Source organism: Candidatus Pantoea multigeneris (genome assembly GCF_011752615.1).
Classification (GTDB): Bacteria; Pseudomonadota; Gammaproteobacteria; order Enterobacterales; family Enterobacteriaceae; genus Pantoea; species Pantoea multigeneris.
This window is the reverse complement of record NZ_VWXF01000001.1, coordinates 82,080-97,260: the sequence shown is the minus strand read 5'-3', so window position 1 is coordinate 97,260 and position 15,181 is coordinate 82,080. Positions and strand designations below refer to the sequence as shown.

Here is a 15,181-nt window from a genome sequence, read left to right as displayed (position 1 = left end):
GGCCGATTATCCAATGAAATTCAGTGAACTCTGGTTACGCGAATGGGTAAATCCAGCCCTGGACAGCGAAGCGCTGTCTGAACAAATTACGATGGCAGGCCTGGAAGTGGATGGCCTCGACCCGGTTGCGGGTGCTTTTCACGGTGTTGTGGTGGGTGAAGTGGTTGAGTGCGGCCAACATCCAAACGCGGATAAACTGCGCGTAACCAAAATCAACGTCGGTGGCGAGCGTCTGCTGGACATCGTGTGTGGTGCACCAAACTGTCGTCAGGGCCTGAAAGTGGCTGTGGCAACCGTGGGTGCTGTACTGCCGGGTGATTTCAAAATCAAAGCCGCCAAACTGCGTGGCGAGCCTTCTGAAGGGATGCTGTGCTCCTTCTCCGAGCTGGGTATTTCTGATGATCATGATGGCATCATTGAGCTGCCAGCAGACGCACCAATTGGCACCGATATTCGCAGCTACCTGCGTTTAGACGATAACACCATTGAGATCAGCGTCACGCCAAACCGCGCCGACTGCCTCGGTATTGCGGGCATTGCACGTGACGTAGCCGTATTGAATGGTCTGCCATTGACTGAGCCGGCTATCGAAGCGGTACCCGCAACACTGACAGACACTTTGCCAATTCGTGTTGAAGCAAGCGCAGCATGTCCGCGCTACCTTGGCCGTGTGGTTAAGGGCATCAACGTTAAAGCCGCTACGCCACTGTGGATGCGTGAAAAACTGCGTCGCTGCGGTATCCGCTCCATCGACCCGGTGGTGGATATCACTAACTATGTGTTGCTGGAGCTGGGTCAGCCGATGCACGCCTTTGACCTTGACCGCATTGAAGGTGGCATTGTGGTGCGCCTGGCGGAAGAGGGCGAAGCGCTGACGCTGTTAGATGGCACAGAAGCAAAACTCAACCAGGACACCCTGGTGATTGCCGATCAGCAAAAAGCGTTGGCCATGGCTGGTATCTTTGGTGGTGAGCACTCAGGTGTTAACGAAGAGACGCAAAACGTCCTGCTGGAGAGCGCATTCTTCGCGCCACTGGCAATTACTGGCCGTGCACGCCGTCATGGCCTGCATACCGATGCTTCACACCGCTATGAACGTGGTGTGGACCCGTCGCTGCAATACAAAGCCATTGAACGCGCAACCCAACTGCTGCTGGAAATCTGCGGTGGTCAGGCAGGTCCGGTTATCGACCAGACTGATGCAAAAGAACTGCCAGCGCGCGCCACCATCACCCTGCGTCGTGAGAAGCTGGACCGCCTGATTGGCCATGTGATTGCCGATGAGCAGGTCACAGATATTCTGACCCGTCTCGGCTGTGAAGTGACCGTAGGTGCAGGTGAGTGGCAAGCAGTAGCGCCAGGCTGGCGTTTCGATATGGCCATCGAAGAAGATCTGGTGGAAGAAGTGGCGCGTATTTACGGCTACAACAACATTCCAGATGTGCCGGTCAAGGCGAGCCTTATCATGACCGAACACCGTGAAGCTGCGCTGTCACTGAAACGTGTCAAAACGCTGCTGGTGGATAAAGGCTATCAGGAAGCGATTACCTACAGCTTTGTTGATCCAAAAGTACAGCAGTTGCTGCACCCTGGTGAAGAAGCCCTGATTCTGCCAAGCCCTATTTCAAGCGATATGTCAGCAATGCGTCTGTCGCTGTGGACCGGTTTGCTGAGCGCAGTGGTGTATAACCAGAACCGTCAACAGGGCCGCGTGCGTCTGTTTGAGAGCGGTTTGCGCTTTGTGCCAGAACCTCAAGCTGATTTAGGCATTCAACAGGATCTTATGCTGGCGGGTGTCCTGAGTGGCCATCGTACTGAAGAACATTGGGACATGGCGCGTCAGGCCGTAGACTTCTATGATTTGAAAGGCGATTTAGAGTCGATCCTGGAATTAACGGGTAAGTTAGAAGCGATTACTTTCCGTGCGGAAGCAAATCCAGCGCTACATCCAGGACAAAGCGCGGCAATTTATTTACACGACGAAAAAATCGGATTTATCGGGGTCATTCACCCAGAGCTGGAACGCAAGCTGGATCTTAATGGCCGCACCTTAGTCTTTGAACTGCTGTGGAATAAGGTTGCAGACCGCGTCCTGCCTGATGCGAAAGAGATTTCACGCTTCCCGGCAAACCGTCGTGATATCGCTGTAGTCGTAGCTGAAAACGTCCCTGCAGCAGATATTATCGCGGAGTGTAAGAAAGTTGGCGCAAATCAGGTAGTTGGCGTAAACTTGTTTGACGTGTACCGTGGTAAGGGCGTGAACGAGGGTGAAAAGAGCCTCGCGATTAGCCTGACTTTGCAGGATACCAGTCGGACACTCGAAGAAGAGGAGATTGCTGCGACCGTTGCCAGATGCGTTGCGGCATTAAAAGAGCGATTCCAGGCAACCTTGAGGGATTGAACCTATGGCGCTTACAAAAGCTGAAATGTCTGAATACCTGTTTGAAAAGCTCGGGTTAAGTAAACGCGATGCGAAAGAGCTGGTTGAGCTGTTTTTTGAAGAAGTTCGTCGCGCGCTTGAGAACGGCGAACAGGTAAAATTGTCCGGGTTTGGTAACTTTGACCTGCGTGACAAGAATCAGCGGCCGGGAAGAAACCCGAAAACCGGGGAAGATATCCCGATCACTGCGCGTCGCGTTGTGACATTCCGACCTGGACAGAAACTGAAAAGCCGTGTCGAAAATGCAACACCGAAAGAAACTGACTGATTTCAGTTGAATAGAAGGCCGCTCATGCGGCCTTTTTTTATGTCTAAAATTTATTGTATTCCTGCCTTTCACGATCTCTCCACAGTGTTAGTTTTCCGTAAGGCTCAGGAAAATAGCCCGCAAATCGTCAACCTCTGATAGTGACGAAGAACGGTGTTTGCTATAACCATTGCAACACAAAACAAGAGGTTAAAGCTGATGAAAAAGACAGCCCTATTTTTAAGCATTCTGTTAGGAATGCCGCTGCTGGCAAGTGCAAATCCGGGTCCTGCGGGTCACTTCCAGACCGGTGAACGTGATAAACACGGCAACTACTGGGATGGTTACCAGTGGCGTCAGCCAGCATGGTGGAAAAATCACCATGGCCGCAATGTGGGTCTGAAAGGCCCACACGGTTACTGGAACGGTAACGGCTGGCAGGCACAGCCTCCGGGCAAGCATGCACCAATGAAACCACACGAAGACCAGGCACCACCTCGCCACTAAGGTTTACTGCGGTGCCTCCTGGCACCGCAGATTGCTCCTTCCTTTTTCAGCCAATCGCACTACAATCAAACCTCTGTTTTCTCATCCGATCTTATCTATGGCTCTGCTGGAGCAATTTGCATATCAGGCCGCCCGAGGTCATCGTCGCAGGCTCTTCGCGCTAACGCTGTTGCTGTTGCTGCTGTTTGCCATCAGTTTATGTGCGGGTGAAAGCTGGATTGGCCCTGAGCACTGGCTCTCTGTGGATGCCCGACTCTTTGTCTGGCAACTTCGTCTGCCACGAAGCCTGGCCGTGGTGCTGGTCGGTGCGGCATTAGCCGTCAGCGGTGTGGTCATGCAGGCACTTTTTACCAACCCTCTGGCGGAACCCGGTTTATTGGGGATATCCAACGGCGCGGGCATCGGGCTGGTGCTGGCTGTGCTGCTTGGCAGCGGTGCGCTGTGGAGTCTGAGCCTGGCGGCGATTGCCGGGGCACTGATCATGACGTTGATTTTATTGCGTTTCGCCCATCAGAAGATGTCGACCAGCCGTTTATTACTGACCGGTGTTGCGTTAGGTATTATTTGCAGCGCGGCCATGACCTGGGCTGTCTATTTCAGTACCAGTCTCGATTTGCGTCAGTTGATGTACTGGATGATGGGAAGCTTTAGTGGCATTGACTGGCGCTACACTGGGCTAATGGCGGGTTTACTCCCGGTTACCCTCGCACTGATGAGGGCGGCACGCCCACTCAATTTACTGGCATTGGGCGAAACCAGTGCGCTTCAACTGGGGTTGTCGCTGTTACGCTGGCGCAATCTACTGGTACTGGCGATAGGCTGGCTGGTCGGCCTGAGCGTTGCCCTGGCGGGTGCCATTGGCTTTGTCGGCTTAGTTATCCCGCATCTGCTGCGCCTGAGCGGCATGAACGACCATCGGTATCTGCTGCCGGGTAGTGCACTGGCAGGTGCTTGCGTCCTGCTTGCATCGGACATTCTGGCACGACTGGTATTAACTTCTGCGGAGCTACCCATCGGCGTGGTAACCGCCACCGTCGGTGCTCCGCTGTTTATCACTTTATTGTTAAAAACAGCGCGTTGAAGCGCATCCTCACTGAATGAACCCAACGGGAAACTGACATGAGCATCTACCAAACCGAAGTGACGACCATTGAAGGCGAACACACCACACTGGGCCACTGGCAGGGCAAGGTCCTGTTGGTGGTTAACGTCGCCTCTAAATGTGGTCTCACGCCACAGTATGAACAACTGGAGAAGTTACAGCAGGAGTGGCAGTCCAGCGGCTTTAGCGTATTAGGTTTCCCGTGCAACCAGTTCCTTGAGCAGGAACCGGGCAGCAACGAAGAGATCAAAACCTTCTGTAGCACCACCTATGGTGTCAGCTTCCCACTGCTGGCGAAAGGCGATGTCAATGGTGAGCATCGTCATCCACTGTATCAACAGTTGATTGCTGCACAGCCAGAGGCTCAGACCCCGGCAGAGAGTGGTTTCCTGCAACGCAGGATGGATAAGGGGCAGGGGCCAAAGCAGGCTGGTGACATCCTGTGGAATTTTGAAAAATTCCTGATTAATCGCCAGGGTGAAGTGATTCAGCGCTTCTCACCGGATATGACCCCGGACGATGCTGTTATCCGCAACAGCATTCAAGCCGAACTGGCAAAATAAATGCCGTTAGTCCTGAAAGATGCCCTGGTGCCAGGGCGTCTCTCTGCCACCTCCGCTACCCTTTCTCACGGTGTCCTGCTGCACTTATTGGGGCCTAACGGTGCCGGAAAAAGCACGTTGCTGTCGGCAATGGCGGGTCTTCAGCCGGTGCAGGGGGATATCTGGCTGGAAGGGCGTCAGCTGGAACAGTGGTCAAGGGCTGAGCTGGCAAAAGTGCGTGCCTGGTTACCACAGCAGCAGCCGGCACCCAGCAGCATGCCGGTTTACCACTATTTGCAACTGCACCAACAATCTTCCGGCGTGGCGCAATCCGCACAACTGGAAACGCTATTAAAACGGCTACAGCTGCACGACAAGCTGGCCCGCAATATCACTCAGCTCTCTGGCGGAGAGTGGCAACGTGTGCGTCTGGCTGCGGTATTACTGCAGTGCGATCCGGTCTGTAACTCCGCAGGCAAGCTGTTGATTATGGATGAGCCGCTCACCGGGCTGGATATTGCGCAACAAAAAATGATGGACACGGTGATCAAGGCGCTGTGTGAACAGGGTGTCACGGTGATCACCAGCGGTCATGATCTCAATCACAGCCTGCATCATGCCGATGAAGTCTGGCTGATGGGCGAGGGGACAATTATTGCGCAGGGCACCCCGCAACAGGTGATGACGCCTGCACGGCTTTCACGGTTATATGGCCTTGCTTTTCGGTTGGTCGAATTTGAGCAACAGCCGTGGTTATTGAGCACAGTTTGAGAAAACTTGCCTGAGGGGATTATTTCCCGCTACATTATCTGCCGTTACCTGTAAAAGACGATAAAAGGATAAAAACCATGCGCACAGGGATTCTTTTACTGGTGTTATTTTTGGTTGGCTGTTCACATCATGCGCCTTCCCCCTCCGGTCGTTTGTCCGATTCCCGCGCCGTGGCGGTGCAACTTAATCAGCAACTTGGACGTTGGCACGGCACCCCTTATCGTTACGGTGGTTTGAGCCACAGAGGGGTAGACTGCTCCGGGTTTGTCTATCTGACCTTCCGCGACAGGTTTGAGATGCAGCTTCCCCGTTCTACGCGTGAACAGAGCGATCTTGGAACGCGTGTGCGTAAAGAGGATTTAGTGCCAGGTGATTTGGTGTTCTTTAAAACCGGCGAGGGGGAGAATGGTTTGCATGTCGGGATCTACGATCGTGATAACACCTTCATTCATGCCTCTACCCGTGTTGGTGTCACGCGATCGTCTTTGAATAATAGCTACTGGCGAAAAGTATTCTGGCAGGCAAGACGATTATAAAAGTCAGGGGAAATAGGGATGCGATGTCTGTCTGCATATGTCGTGACAGATTGAGAGAAAAATAGGCCTCTGCACGAAGTGCAGTAATAACTCAAATAAAAACGCGGCTATTTGGCTTAGGGAATAAAAACGTTGTTTAACCGAACTTTAACGGACAAGTTGTTACTCTTCTCTGAGGTTTGTCGCAGTTGCGAGTCCGTTTTCTATGAGATAGGATCTAAGGGTTGCCACTATTACTGGCTGTAGAAATGAAAATTGAATCTTCTGCCGACATTCAGTCGGAATTTTGGTTTTATCCTGTTTATAACGCTGCTGGGGGGCTGGCTGCATTTGTGCTGCACAGCCAGTTAACACGAGCAGGTACAGAGGTGCTTTTATCTCAACTGGACGAGATGCACCGTATGTGGCTGCTACAAAGACAAATTAGCTTGATTGAGAGTAATGCCGGGTGTTTTACGGCGCACAATATTAACATCATTCTACCGTTGGATTACCCAATGGTGCAGTCGATGTTGATCAGCGAATTACTGGTTCGTCGAATAAAACAGCTGAGTTTTCTTTTGCTGGATATTGATGAGTCGTTTCCACAGTTGTCCCTGGGTAAAAATGATCCATTATTAGCGTCGCTGGCACAGCAATTCAGGCTATCGCTCTCGCGTTTTGGTGCAGGGCAAACCACCGCTAATGCGGTTTATGATAATCTTTTTAGCTGCCTGAGACTGGATGAGAAGTTTATTCACGCGCTGGCGCGCCGAAGTTCATTCCAGGCATTTACTCAGAGTATCGTCGATAATTTCCGCAGCCACAGTGAGGGGGTAATTATTAGTGGTATCGATAATGAAGAGATGCTGGCAAACCTGAGTGGGATCAGTGGATCCTTAATTCAGGGGCGAGTTTTCCCGGCGATAGCTGCTCATGAAATATCCACCTGGTGTCCGGTTAATCCTGCACCGGAGATCACACAGCCTGTTTAATCACCACGGCTGTTTTGCTTATGGAATCAGAGGTAAACTGTAAGCAAAGCAGCCAAAGCATGTCGCGCACACGCAACATGCAGGAGTGATTATGTCCTTTATTACCAGCTGGTTCGATGAACTGGCAGACTGTTATTCTCCCGTAATGCCCACCCCTCTGACGGGAGGGCGTCTGTTGTACCACAACATTCCATTAGCCGAAGAACTCGAACTGGCACCCGCGTTGTTTGATGCCAGCCAGGGTGTATGGCATGGCGCACAGCTACTGCCAGGCATGCGCCCGTTGGCACAGGTCTACAGTGGCCATCAGTTTGGTGTCTGGGCCGGGCAATTAGGCGATGGCCGAGGCCTGTTATTGGGTGAACAACGTCTGGCCGATGGGCGCAAAGTTGACTGGCATCTCAAAGGTGCCGGTTTAACGCCCTACTCACGTATGGGGGATGGGCGCGCCGTGATCCGCTCCAGTGTGCGTGAATTCCTGGCTTCTGAGGCGTTACACCATTTAGGCATCCCCACCACCCGCGCGCTGGCGATCGCTATCAGCGATGAACCGGTGTACCGGGAAACCACCGAGCGCGGTGCTACGCTGATGCGTATCGCTGAGAGTCACTTGCGCTTTGGCCACTTTGAGCACTTTTTCTATGCTAAACAACAAGATAAAGTACAGCAATTAGCTGATTACGCCATTCGTCACCACTGGCCGCAGTGGCAGGATGAAGAGGACCGCTACCTGCTGTGGTTCAGCGACATTGTGTTGCGTACTGCACGGTTGATCGCCAGTTGGCAAAGCGTGGGGTTTGCGCATGGCGTAATGAACACCGATAACATGTCGATTCTTGGGCTAACCCTCGACTATGGTCCGTTTGGCTTCATGGATGATTATCAGCCCGATTTCATCTGCAACCATAGCGATCATCAGGGGCGATATGCTTTTGATAATCAACCTGTTGTGGGGCTATGGAACCTGAACCGGCTGGCACACAGTTTGTCAGGGCTGCTCACCACGGAACAGCTAAAACAGGCGCTGGCGGGCTATGAGCCTGAACTCATGCGCGTCTGGGGCGAAAAGATGCGTGCGAAGCTGGGCTTGCTGACGCCAGATGCCAATGACAACGCGATTTTGACCGAACTGTTGGGCTTAATGGCGCAAGAGCGCAGTGATTATACTCTGACCTTCCGACTACTGAGCGATACCGAGCAGCACAGCACCCGCTCACCGTTGCGCGATGAATTTATCGATCGTGAAGCGTTTGATGCCTGGTATCAACGCTATCGTGTGCGTTTGCTTCAGGACGAAGCGACGGATGAGCAGAGACAGCAGGTGATGCAGGCGGCGAACCCCGCACTGGTGCTGCGCAATTATCTGGCACAACAGGCGATTGAAGGGGCGGAGCTTGGGGATACCACGGCGCTGGCACGGCTGCATCAGGCGCTACAAACCCCCTATAGCCATGAGACCGCCAGCGACTTGCGCCAGCGGCCTCCGGAGTGGGGGAAAACGCTGGAAGTGAGTTGTTCCAGCTAAACCCTGCGTTTACAGGCGATGCGTAACGGCTTCTGCCAGCATCGCCAGTACCTCTTCAGTATCTTCCCAGCCAAGGCAAGGGTCAGTAATCGACTGGCCGTAGGTCAGCGGTTGGCCTGCCACCACTTTCTGATTCCCCTCCTGCAGGAAACTTTCAATCATCACGCCGGCGACGTTAAGCGAACGGTCGCGCAGTTGCTGAGCGATATCCACTGCGACATCACGCTGACGACGATGCTGTTTTGCACAGTTGGCGTGGCTGAAATCAATCACTAACTGACCGGGCAGATGATGCTGTTGCAGCGCTTGTGCTGCCTCCGCCACATCCACCGCACTGTAGTTCGGTTGTTTGCCGCCGCGCAGAATGACATGCCCATGGGGATTGCCGCTGGTCTGGTAAATCGTCATCTGACCGGTTTTATCCGGCGAGAGGAACATGTGGCTGACGCGTGCCGCGCGGATAGCATCCACCGCAATTTGCACGTTGCCATCGGTACCGTTTTTAAAGCCTACCGGACAAGAGAGGGCGGAAGCCATTTCACGATGGATCTGACTTTCGGTGGTACGTGCGCCAATGGCTCCCCAACTGATCAGGTCAGCAATAAATTGCCCGGTCACCATATCGAGAAATTCGGTGGCGGTCGGCATACCCAGACGGTTGATATCAAGCAGCACCTTACGTGCCAGGGCAAGGCCGCGATTGATATCCAGGCTGCCGTCAAGGCCGGGATCGGAAATCAGCCCCTTCCAGCCCACGACGGTGCGCGGCTTTTCGAAATAGGCGCGCATAACAATCTCGAGCCGATCCTGGTAGCGTTCACGCAAGGCCTGTAAACGTGTCGCATAGTCAACGGCGGCGTGAGGATCGTGGATTGAGCAGGGGCCGACAATCACTAACAGGCGGCGATCTTCTCCGGTCAAAATGCGGCCAATGCGCTGGCGCGCAGCCGTCACGCGGGCGGCAATGTCATCAGTAATCGGGTGGGCATCGGCCAGCTGGGCTGGCGTAATCAGGCTACCGATACGTGCGGTACGTAATTCATCTGTCTTTGTCATGGTGGATCCAGAATTGGGTCTTCGCACGGTGAAATACCGGGAAGTTATGCTGGTCACGATAAAGCAAATAGCAGCGAATTCAACCCACTGAATGTGCATCTTTCCGCTTGCTAAGCGGCAGCCTGGCTTTACAAATTGACGTCAGAACATACGGCGCGTCAGACCGGTGATATCGAGAATGCGCGTAGCAATCTCTTCAACAGAGTAATTGGTACTGTTGAGATAACGAATTTTATGGGTGCGGAACAGCGCTTCGACTTCGCCAACCTCAAGGCGGCACTGGCGCATAGAGGCATAGCGCGTGTTGACCGCCCGCTCCTGGCGAATGGCAGAGAGCCGTTCCGGATCGATAGTCAGGCCAAACAGCTTGTGCTGGAAGGGCCGCAGTGCGGCAGGCAATTTGAGGTTATCCATATCATCCGCAATAAAGGGGTAGTTAGCGGCACGAATACCGAACTGCATCGCCAGATAGAGGCTGGTAGGCGTTTTACCACAGCGTGAAACCCCCAGCAGGATCACCTGTGCATCTTCCAACCCGCGCAGAGAAATGCCGTCATCATGGGCTAACGTATAGTCGATGGCCGCAATACGCGCATCATATTTGCCCAGGTTACTGGCTGTCAGTCCGTAGGCGCGATGGGCAATGGGAGAGGGGGGAACGCCGAGCTCTTGTTGCAGTGGGGCCACCAGTGATTGCACGATATCCTGGCAAAATCCCTCACTTTGCAAAATGATCTCCCGCACTTCAGGCGTCACAATCGAGAAAAACACCAGCGGGCGAATCCCGCTTTTCTCATACAGGGTGTTGATCTGCGCTTTAACGGCCAGCGCGCGTTGCTCATTCTCCACAAACGGCAGCGTCACACTTTGTGTTCCCACGGGAAACTGTGACAGAACGGCATGGCCTAACACTTCAGCGGTGATGGCGGTGCCATCCGAGATATAAAACACGCTTCTTTCAGTTGTCATGATTGAACCTGCGAGTGCGAATTAATTTACATTACATTAACAGAGTCGATGCAAAGTGCTAATTGAAATAAAAAATCCAAAAAAACATAAAATGGATTTTATTTTCCTATTCCAGTTTGAAACAGACTTTAGCACCTCAATTATCCGCTGAATACAGGCAATAAATGAAATGCCCGTGGGATTTTTATTTTATTGCGCAAAATTGAATTCTTTTATCATTATGAATTTTAAGGATTAGTTATTTTTCTGCTGTTTTGCAGATAGCGATTTGCGCAACAGTGCTGCCCTGCCGGTAATTGTCTGAAAGTGTGTTTTCTTTCACGCTTTCACGATTCAACAATTAGTAAATAATCCGGAATTGTGCGAGTGTGGTGTCTGCGAATAGCAAAATGATCCATGTGACCATTCAAAGAAAAGGATAATTGCAATGTCCAACGTAGGCGAACAGTCGCTCGTGCTCTGGTACAACCAGCTGGGTATGCATGATGTTGATCAGGTAGGCGGTAAGAATGCTTCCCTCGGTGAAATGATTACTAATTTGTCGTCTCTCGGCGTTTCCGTGCCTAACGGCTATGCCACGACATCTTACGCGTTTAATCAATTCCTGGAGCAGAGCGGCCTGAATCAACGCATCTATCAGCTGTTAGACCAGACTGATATCGACGATGTTGACGCGCTGGCACAGGCAGGTAAACAGATCCGCCAGTGGGTGGTGGAAACACCGTTCCAGCCTGAACTGGAAGCCGCTATTCTGGCTGCTTATGAACAACTTTCAGCAGATGACCACGAAGCGTCATTTGCTGTGCGATCCTCTGCGACCGCAGAAGATATGCCGGATGCCTCGTTTGCCGGCCAGCAGGAAACATTCCTTAACGTGCAGGGCATTGAGGCCGTGATGGTTGCGGTGAAGCACGTCTATGCTTCGCTGTTTAACGACCGCGCTATCTCTTATCGCGTACACCAGGGTTACGATCACCGTGGCGTGGCGTTATCTGCCGGTATCCAGCGGATGGTCCGGTCTGACCTGGCGTCCTCTGGTGTGATGTTCACCATTGATACTGAATCTGGTTTTGATCAGGTGGTATTTATTACCTCGGCGTTTGGTCTCGGGGAAATGGTGGTGCAGGGTGCGGTTAACCCTGACGAATTCTATGTGCACAAACCAACGTTGGCGGCGAAACGTCCAGCCATTGTGCGTCGCACCATGGGTTCGAAAAAAGTCCGTATGGTGTACGGTGATTCCAGAGAGCACGGTGAGCAGGTACGCATTGAAGATGTGCCTGAAGCTGACCGCGACCGCTTCTCGTTAACCGATGACGAAGTTCAGGCGCTGGCGCATCAGGCGGTGCTGATTGAGCAGCACTACAAACGGCCGATGGACATTGAGTGGGCCAAAGATGGCCACACCGGTAAGCTGTTTATTGTGCAGGCTCGTCCAGAAACGGTCCGTTCAAACGGTCAGGTGATGGAACGCTATACCCTGCAAGCGCGCGGTAAAGTGGTCACCGAAGGACGTGCGATCGGCCACCGTATTGGCGCGGGTCCGGTGAAAGTTATCCATGACATCAGTGAGATGAACCGGATTGAAAAAGGCGATGTGCTGGTGACCGACATGACCGACCCGGATTGGGAACCGATCATGAAGAAAGCCTCCGCCATTGTGACCAACCGAGGTGGACGTACCTGCCATGCCGCAATCATCGCGCGTGAGCTGGGCATTCCTGCGGTCGTTGGCTGTGGCGATGCCACTGACCGTATCCAGGAAGGCCATAAAGTGACGGTTTCCTGTGCGGAAGGTGACACGGGTTATGTCTACGACGATCTGCTGGATTTCGATATCACCAGTTCACGCGTAGACAAAATGCCTGATCTGCCGCTGAAAATCATGATGAACGTGGGTAACCCGGACCGGGCGTTTGACTTTGCCTGCCTGCCAAATGAAGGTGTGGGTCTGGCGCGTCTGGAGTTCATCATTAACCGTATGATTGGTGTTCACCCGCGTGCATTGCTGGAGTTTGATCAGCAAACGCCGGAGATCCAACAGCAGATCCGTCAGTTAATGAAAGGGTTTGATGATCCGGTTGAGTTCTACATTGCGCGTTTAACAGAAGGCATCGCGACGTTGGGTGCTGCTTTTGCCCCGAAACGTGTCATCGTGCGCCTCTCAGACTTTAAGTCTAATGAGTACGCCAACCTGGTGGGCGGCGAACGTTACGAACCGGAAGAAGAGAACCCGATGCTGGGCTTCCGTGGTGCTGGGCGCTATGTGGCGGATAGCTTCCGTGATTGCTTTGCGCTGGAGTGTGAAGCGGTTAAGCGCGTCCGTAATGAGATGGGCTTAACCAACGTTGAGATCATGATCCCGTTTGTGCGCACCGTGGCGCAGGCAGAAGCGGTCGTGGCTGAGCTGGCTAAACAGGGGCTGAAGCGTGGCGAAAATGGCCTGAAAGTGATCATGATGTGTGAGATCCCTTCCAATGCGCTGTTGGCTGAACAGTTCCTTGAGCACTTTGACGGCTTCTCGATCGGCTCGAACGATATGACGCAGCTGGCGCTGGGCCTTGACCGTGACTCAGGCGTGGTTTCTGCGCTGTTCGACGAGCGCAATGAGGCGGTGAAGGCGTTGCTGTCTATGGCGATTCGCGCGGCGAAAAAGCAGGGCAAATATGTCGGGATCTGTGGTCAGGGACCGTCGGACCATCAGGACTTCGCGGCCTGGTTGATGGAAGAGGGCATTGATAGCCTGTCGCTTAACCCAGATACCGTGGTGGAAACCTGGTTGAGCCTGGCTGAACTTGACTAAACCGTTCAGGTAATCTGTTCAATGGGGATGGCATTCTTGCCATCCCCTTTTTTATCCTCACATCCTGTCCCTGCTGCGTTGATGTTTCCCTTGTGCTAATGCGTTCTTTTCCGATGATTAACTGTGCAAGAAATCGACAAAATCGAGCTTTGGTCGCCAGTCTGCCGGTTTTTAGCCGTTTAACGGCACTTCTTTCTATAAATCACAGACAAAAAAAAGCCCATCACATTGGATGGGCAAAGACTACACACAGCAATTCTTTACTTCACTCAGGGGAAAGGGTGTTTATAAATCAACCAGTTGATTCAAAACTTAACCGTTATCTTATTCGCTTCGTTTGACGGCGTCATTAAGAATCCTCTTAATAGTTTAAACTCAGTAATATTTAGCGAGCATGAGACAAGCTTACCAGAGCTTATACTGTGAGAAAAGTAATGTTTTTTTACGGTGGGATGCGGGATAGGTGGGTAAATGCTTTTTTTAGTTTAAGTTGGCTAAACAAACGTCAGAAAAAAGTTGGCGATAACATCAGGGCGCTAATGCGCCCTGATAAGGCAAACGACGTGTTATTCGTCGTGGTCGTTAAGCGCTTCGATAACTTGTGAGGCATCCAGCGACGGTTCCGGGACTTCATGGATCCACACCGTCACCAGGCGATAGGAGACGGCCAGTACCACTGGACCAATGAACAGGCCAATCATGCCAAAGGCAACCAATCCGCCGATAACCCCAGAGAGAATCAGAATGATCGGTAAGTCTGCACCCATACGAATCAACATCGGGCGCAGTACGTTATCCAGGGTGGCAACCACGCAACTCCAGACAATCAACACCGTACCCCAGGTGGTATCGCCGCTGTAGTAGAGCCAGATGATGGCCGGAATCAACACCAGCAGAGGGCCAATCTGCACCAGGCAACACATAAAAATCACGACAGTAAGCAGCGTGGCATAGGGAACGCCTGCAACGGCCAAACCAACACCCCCCAACACCGCCTGAACCAGTGCCGTAACCACTACGCCCAGTGCAACAGAACGAATTGCCTGACCGGCCAACAACACTGCAGCATCACCACGGCGTCCGCCCATACGGCAGGCAAAATGGCGAATACCATAGGCAACGCGCTCACCACGCCAATAAAGCAGCACGCTAAACAACAACATCACGGCAAGGTGAATAAAGAAGCGACCAAAATGCCCCGCCTGAGAAACAAAGAAGCCGGTGGTACGTCCGAGATAAGGTTGTACCTTTGCCATAATCGCAGCGCCGCCACCGGCGACCAGGGTGTGATAGCTATGGTAGAGCTTATCGCCAAAGTAGGGGACTTCCTGCAACCAGAGCAGTTCCGGCAGTTCGACATGGCCTTTTGAGATCCAGGCGATCAACGGTGCGCTATTATCAATCAGGCTGCTAACCAGCAGAGCTATCGGGAAAATGAACAGCAGCAACAGCAGAATGGTCATGGCAAAAACCGCCAGTGAGCGTCGCCCCCACAACAGCTTCTGTAATTTCAGCATCAATGGCCAGGTGGCGATAACCACCATACAGGCCCAGGTAAAACCAAGAATGAAGGGCTGCACGACCCACAGGCAGGCAGCAATCATCACCAATATAAACATCAGGGTAAACAGGACTTGCGGTAAATCCGTACCACGTTGCAGGTTTTTCATAGAAACGTTGTGACCTCATAAACTCCTTTAGGGGGGGGT

At 52.6% G+C, this 15,181-nt stretch carries 13 protein-coding genes and 1 other RNA gene; 10 read left to right on the top strand and 4 right to left on the bottom strand.

Annotation, left to right across the window (positions count from 1 at the left end):
* Positions 1-13 precede the first annotated feature (13 nt).
* The 9 genes from pheT to F3J40_RS00405 all read left to right on the top strand — a co-directional run bounded on the left by pheT (position 14) and on the right by F3J40_RS00405 (position 8,644).
* Positions 14-2,401, top strand: coding sequence for a phenylalanine--tRNA ligase subunit beta (gene pheT / locus F3J40_RS00445; protein ID WP_167011903.1), 2,388 nt, complete (start codon positions 14-16; stop codon positions 2,399-2,401).
* Positions 2,402-2,405: 4 nt separating this feature from the next.
* On the top strand, positions 2,406-2,708 hold the full coding sequence (gene ihfA, locus F3J40_RS00440; protein ID WP_003853259.1) for an integration host factor subunit alpha: 303 nt from the start codon (positions 2,406-2,408) through the stop codon (positions 2,706-2,708).
* 198 nt (positions 2,709-2,906) lie between these two features.
* Entirely contained in the window at positions 2,907-3,194 is a 288-nt protein-coding gene (locus F3J40_RS00435; protein WP_167011901.1) for a DUF2502 domain-containing protein, read from the top strand.
* A gap of 97 nt (positions 3,195-3,291) precedes the next feature.
* The gene (gene btuC, locus F3J40_RS00430; protein ID WP_167011900.1) at positions 3,292-4,275 is read left to right on the top strand and encodes a vitamin B12 ABC transporter permease BtuC; all 984 of its coding nucleotides are present in this window, start codon (positions 3,292-3,294) and stop codon (positions 4,273-4,275) included.
* Between the two features lie 38 nt (positions 4,276-4,313).
* Positions 4,314-4,859, top strand: coding sequence for a glutathione peroxidase (locus tag F3J40_RS00425; RefSeq protein WP_167011898.1), 546 nt, complete (start codon positions 4,314-4,316; stop codon positions 4,857-4,859).
* A complete protein-coding gene (gene btuD, locus F3J40_RS00420; RefSeq protein WP_167011896.1) occupies positions 4,860-5,609 on the top strand; it encodes a vitamin B12 ABC transporter ATP-binding protein BtuD in 750 nt (249 codons plus the stop codon). It begins immediately after the preceding gene.
* 77 nt (positions 5,610-5,686) lie between these two features.
* Positions 5,687-6,145 (top strand): C40 family peptidase, encoded by a 459-nt coding sequence (locus tag F3J40_RS00415; RefSeq protein ID WP_167011894.1) that lies wholly within the window; start codon positions 5,687-5,689, stop codon positions 6,143-6,145.
* A 248-nt stretch (positions 6,146-6,393) separates the two neighbouring features.
* Entirely contained in the window at positions 6,394-7,119 is a 726-nt protein-coding gene (locus tag F3J40_RS00410) for an EAL domain-containing protein (RefSeq protein WP_167011892.1), read from the top strand.
* Between the two features lie 91 nt (positions 7,120-7,210).
* The gene (locus F3J40_RS00405) at positions 7,211-8,644 is read left to right on the top strand and encodes a protein adenylyltransferase SelO (RefSeq protein ID WP_167011890.1); all 1,434 of its coding nucleotides are present in this window, start codon (positions 7,211-7,213) and stop codon (positions 8,642-8,644) included.
* Positions 8,645-8,653: 9 nt separating this feature from the next.
* Here F3J40_RS00405 and F3J40_RS00400 read toward each other — a convergent pair whose 3' ends face one another.
* On the bottom strand, positions 8,654-9,700 hold the full coding sequence (locus F3J40_RS00400) for a 3-deoxy-7-phosphoheptulonate synthase (RefSeq protein WP_167011889.1): 1,047 nt from the start codon (positions 9,698-9,700) through the stop codon (positions 8,654-8,656).
* Positions 9,701-9,841: 141 nt separating this feature from the next.
* A complete protein-coding gene (gene ppsR / locus F3J40_RS00395) occupies positions 9,842-10,669 on the bottom strand; it encodes a posphoenolpyruvate synthetase regulatory kinase/phosphorylase PpsR (RefSeq protein ID WP_167011888.1) in 828 nt (275 codons plus the stop codon).
* Positions 10,670-11,096: 427 nt separating this feature from the next.
* Here ppsR and ppsA point away from each other — a divergent pair, with 427 nt between their 5' ends.
* The gene (gene ppsA / locus F3J40_RS00390; RefSeq protein WP_167011886.1) at positions 11,097-13,472 is read left to right on the top strand and encodes a phosphoenolpyruvate synthase; all 2,376 of its coding nucleotides are present in this window, start codon (positions 11,097-11,099) and stop codon (positions 13,470-13,472) included.
* A 208-nt stretch (positions 13,473-13,680) separates the two neighbouring features.
* On the opposite strand, the gene rprA is transcribed toward ppsA, so the two are convergent.
* Positions 13,681-13,787, bottom strand: an RNA gene (rprA, locus tag F3J40_RS00385) — antisense sRNA RprA.
* Positions 13,788-14,038: 251 nt separating this feature from the next.
* Positions 14,039-15,142, bottom strand: coding sequence for an AI-2E family transporter YdiK (gene ydiK, locus F3J40_RS00380; RefSeq protein ID WP_167011885.1), 1,104 nt, complete (start codon positions 15,140-15,142; stop codon positions 14,039-14,041).
* Between the last annotated feature and the right edge of the window lie 39 nt (positions 15,143-15,181).

Excerpts from the sequence above, each read along its gene's own strand:
- pheT (WP_167011903.1), top strand. The coding sequence starts at position 14 with ATGAAATTCAGTGAACTCTGGTTACGCGAATGGGTAAATCCAGCCCTG.
- ihfA (WP_003853259.1), top strand. The coding sequence starts at position 2,406 with ATGGCGCTTACAAAAGCTGAAATGTCTGAATACCTGTTTGAAAAGCTC.
- F3J40_RS00435 (WP_167011901.1), top strand. The coding sequence starts at position 2,907 with ATGAAAAAGACAGCCCTATTTTTAAGCATTCTGTTAGGAATGCCGCTG.
- btuC (WP_167011900.1), top strand. The coding sequence starts at position 3,292 with ATGGCTCTGCTGGAGCAATTTGCATATCAGGCCGCCCGAGGTCATCGT.
- F3J40_RS00425 (WP_167011898.1), top strand. The coding sequence starts at position 4,314 with ATGAGCATCTACCAAACCGAAGTGACGACCATTGAAGGCGAACACACC.
- btuD (WP_167011896.1), top strand. The coding sequence starts at position 4,860 with ATGCCGTTAGTCCTGAAAGATGCCCTGGTGCCAGGGCGTCTCTCTGCC.
- F3J40_RS00415 (WP_167011894.1), top strand. The coding sequence starts at position 5,687 with ATGCGCACAGGGATTCTTTTACTGGTGTTATTTTTGGTTGGCTGTTCA.
- F3J40_RS00410 (WP_167011892.1), top strand. The coding sequence starts at position 6,394 with ATGAAAATTGAATCTTCTGCCGACATTCAGTCGGAATTTTGGTTTTAT.
- F3J40_RS00405 (WP_167011890.1), top strand. The coding sequence starts at position 7,211 with ATGTCCTTTATTACCAGCTGGTTCGATGAACTGGCAGACTGTTATTCT.
- F3J40_RS00400 (WP_167011889.1), bottom strand. The coding sequence starts at position 9,700 with ATGACAAAGACAGATGAATTACGTACCGCACGTATCGGTAGCCTGATT.
- ppsR (WP_167011888.1), bottom strand. The coding sequence starts at position 10,669 with ATGACAACTGAAAGAAGCGTGTTTTATATCTCGGATGGCACCGCCATC.
- ppsA (WP_167011886.1), top strand. The coding sequence starts at position 11,097 with ATGTCCAACGTAGGCGAACAGTCGCTCGTGCTCTGGTACAACCAGCTG.
- ydiK (WP_167011885.1), bottom strand. The coding sequence starts at position 15,142 with ATGAAAAACCTGCAACGTGGTACGGATTTACCGCAAGTCCTGTTTACC.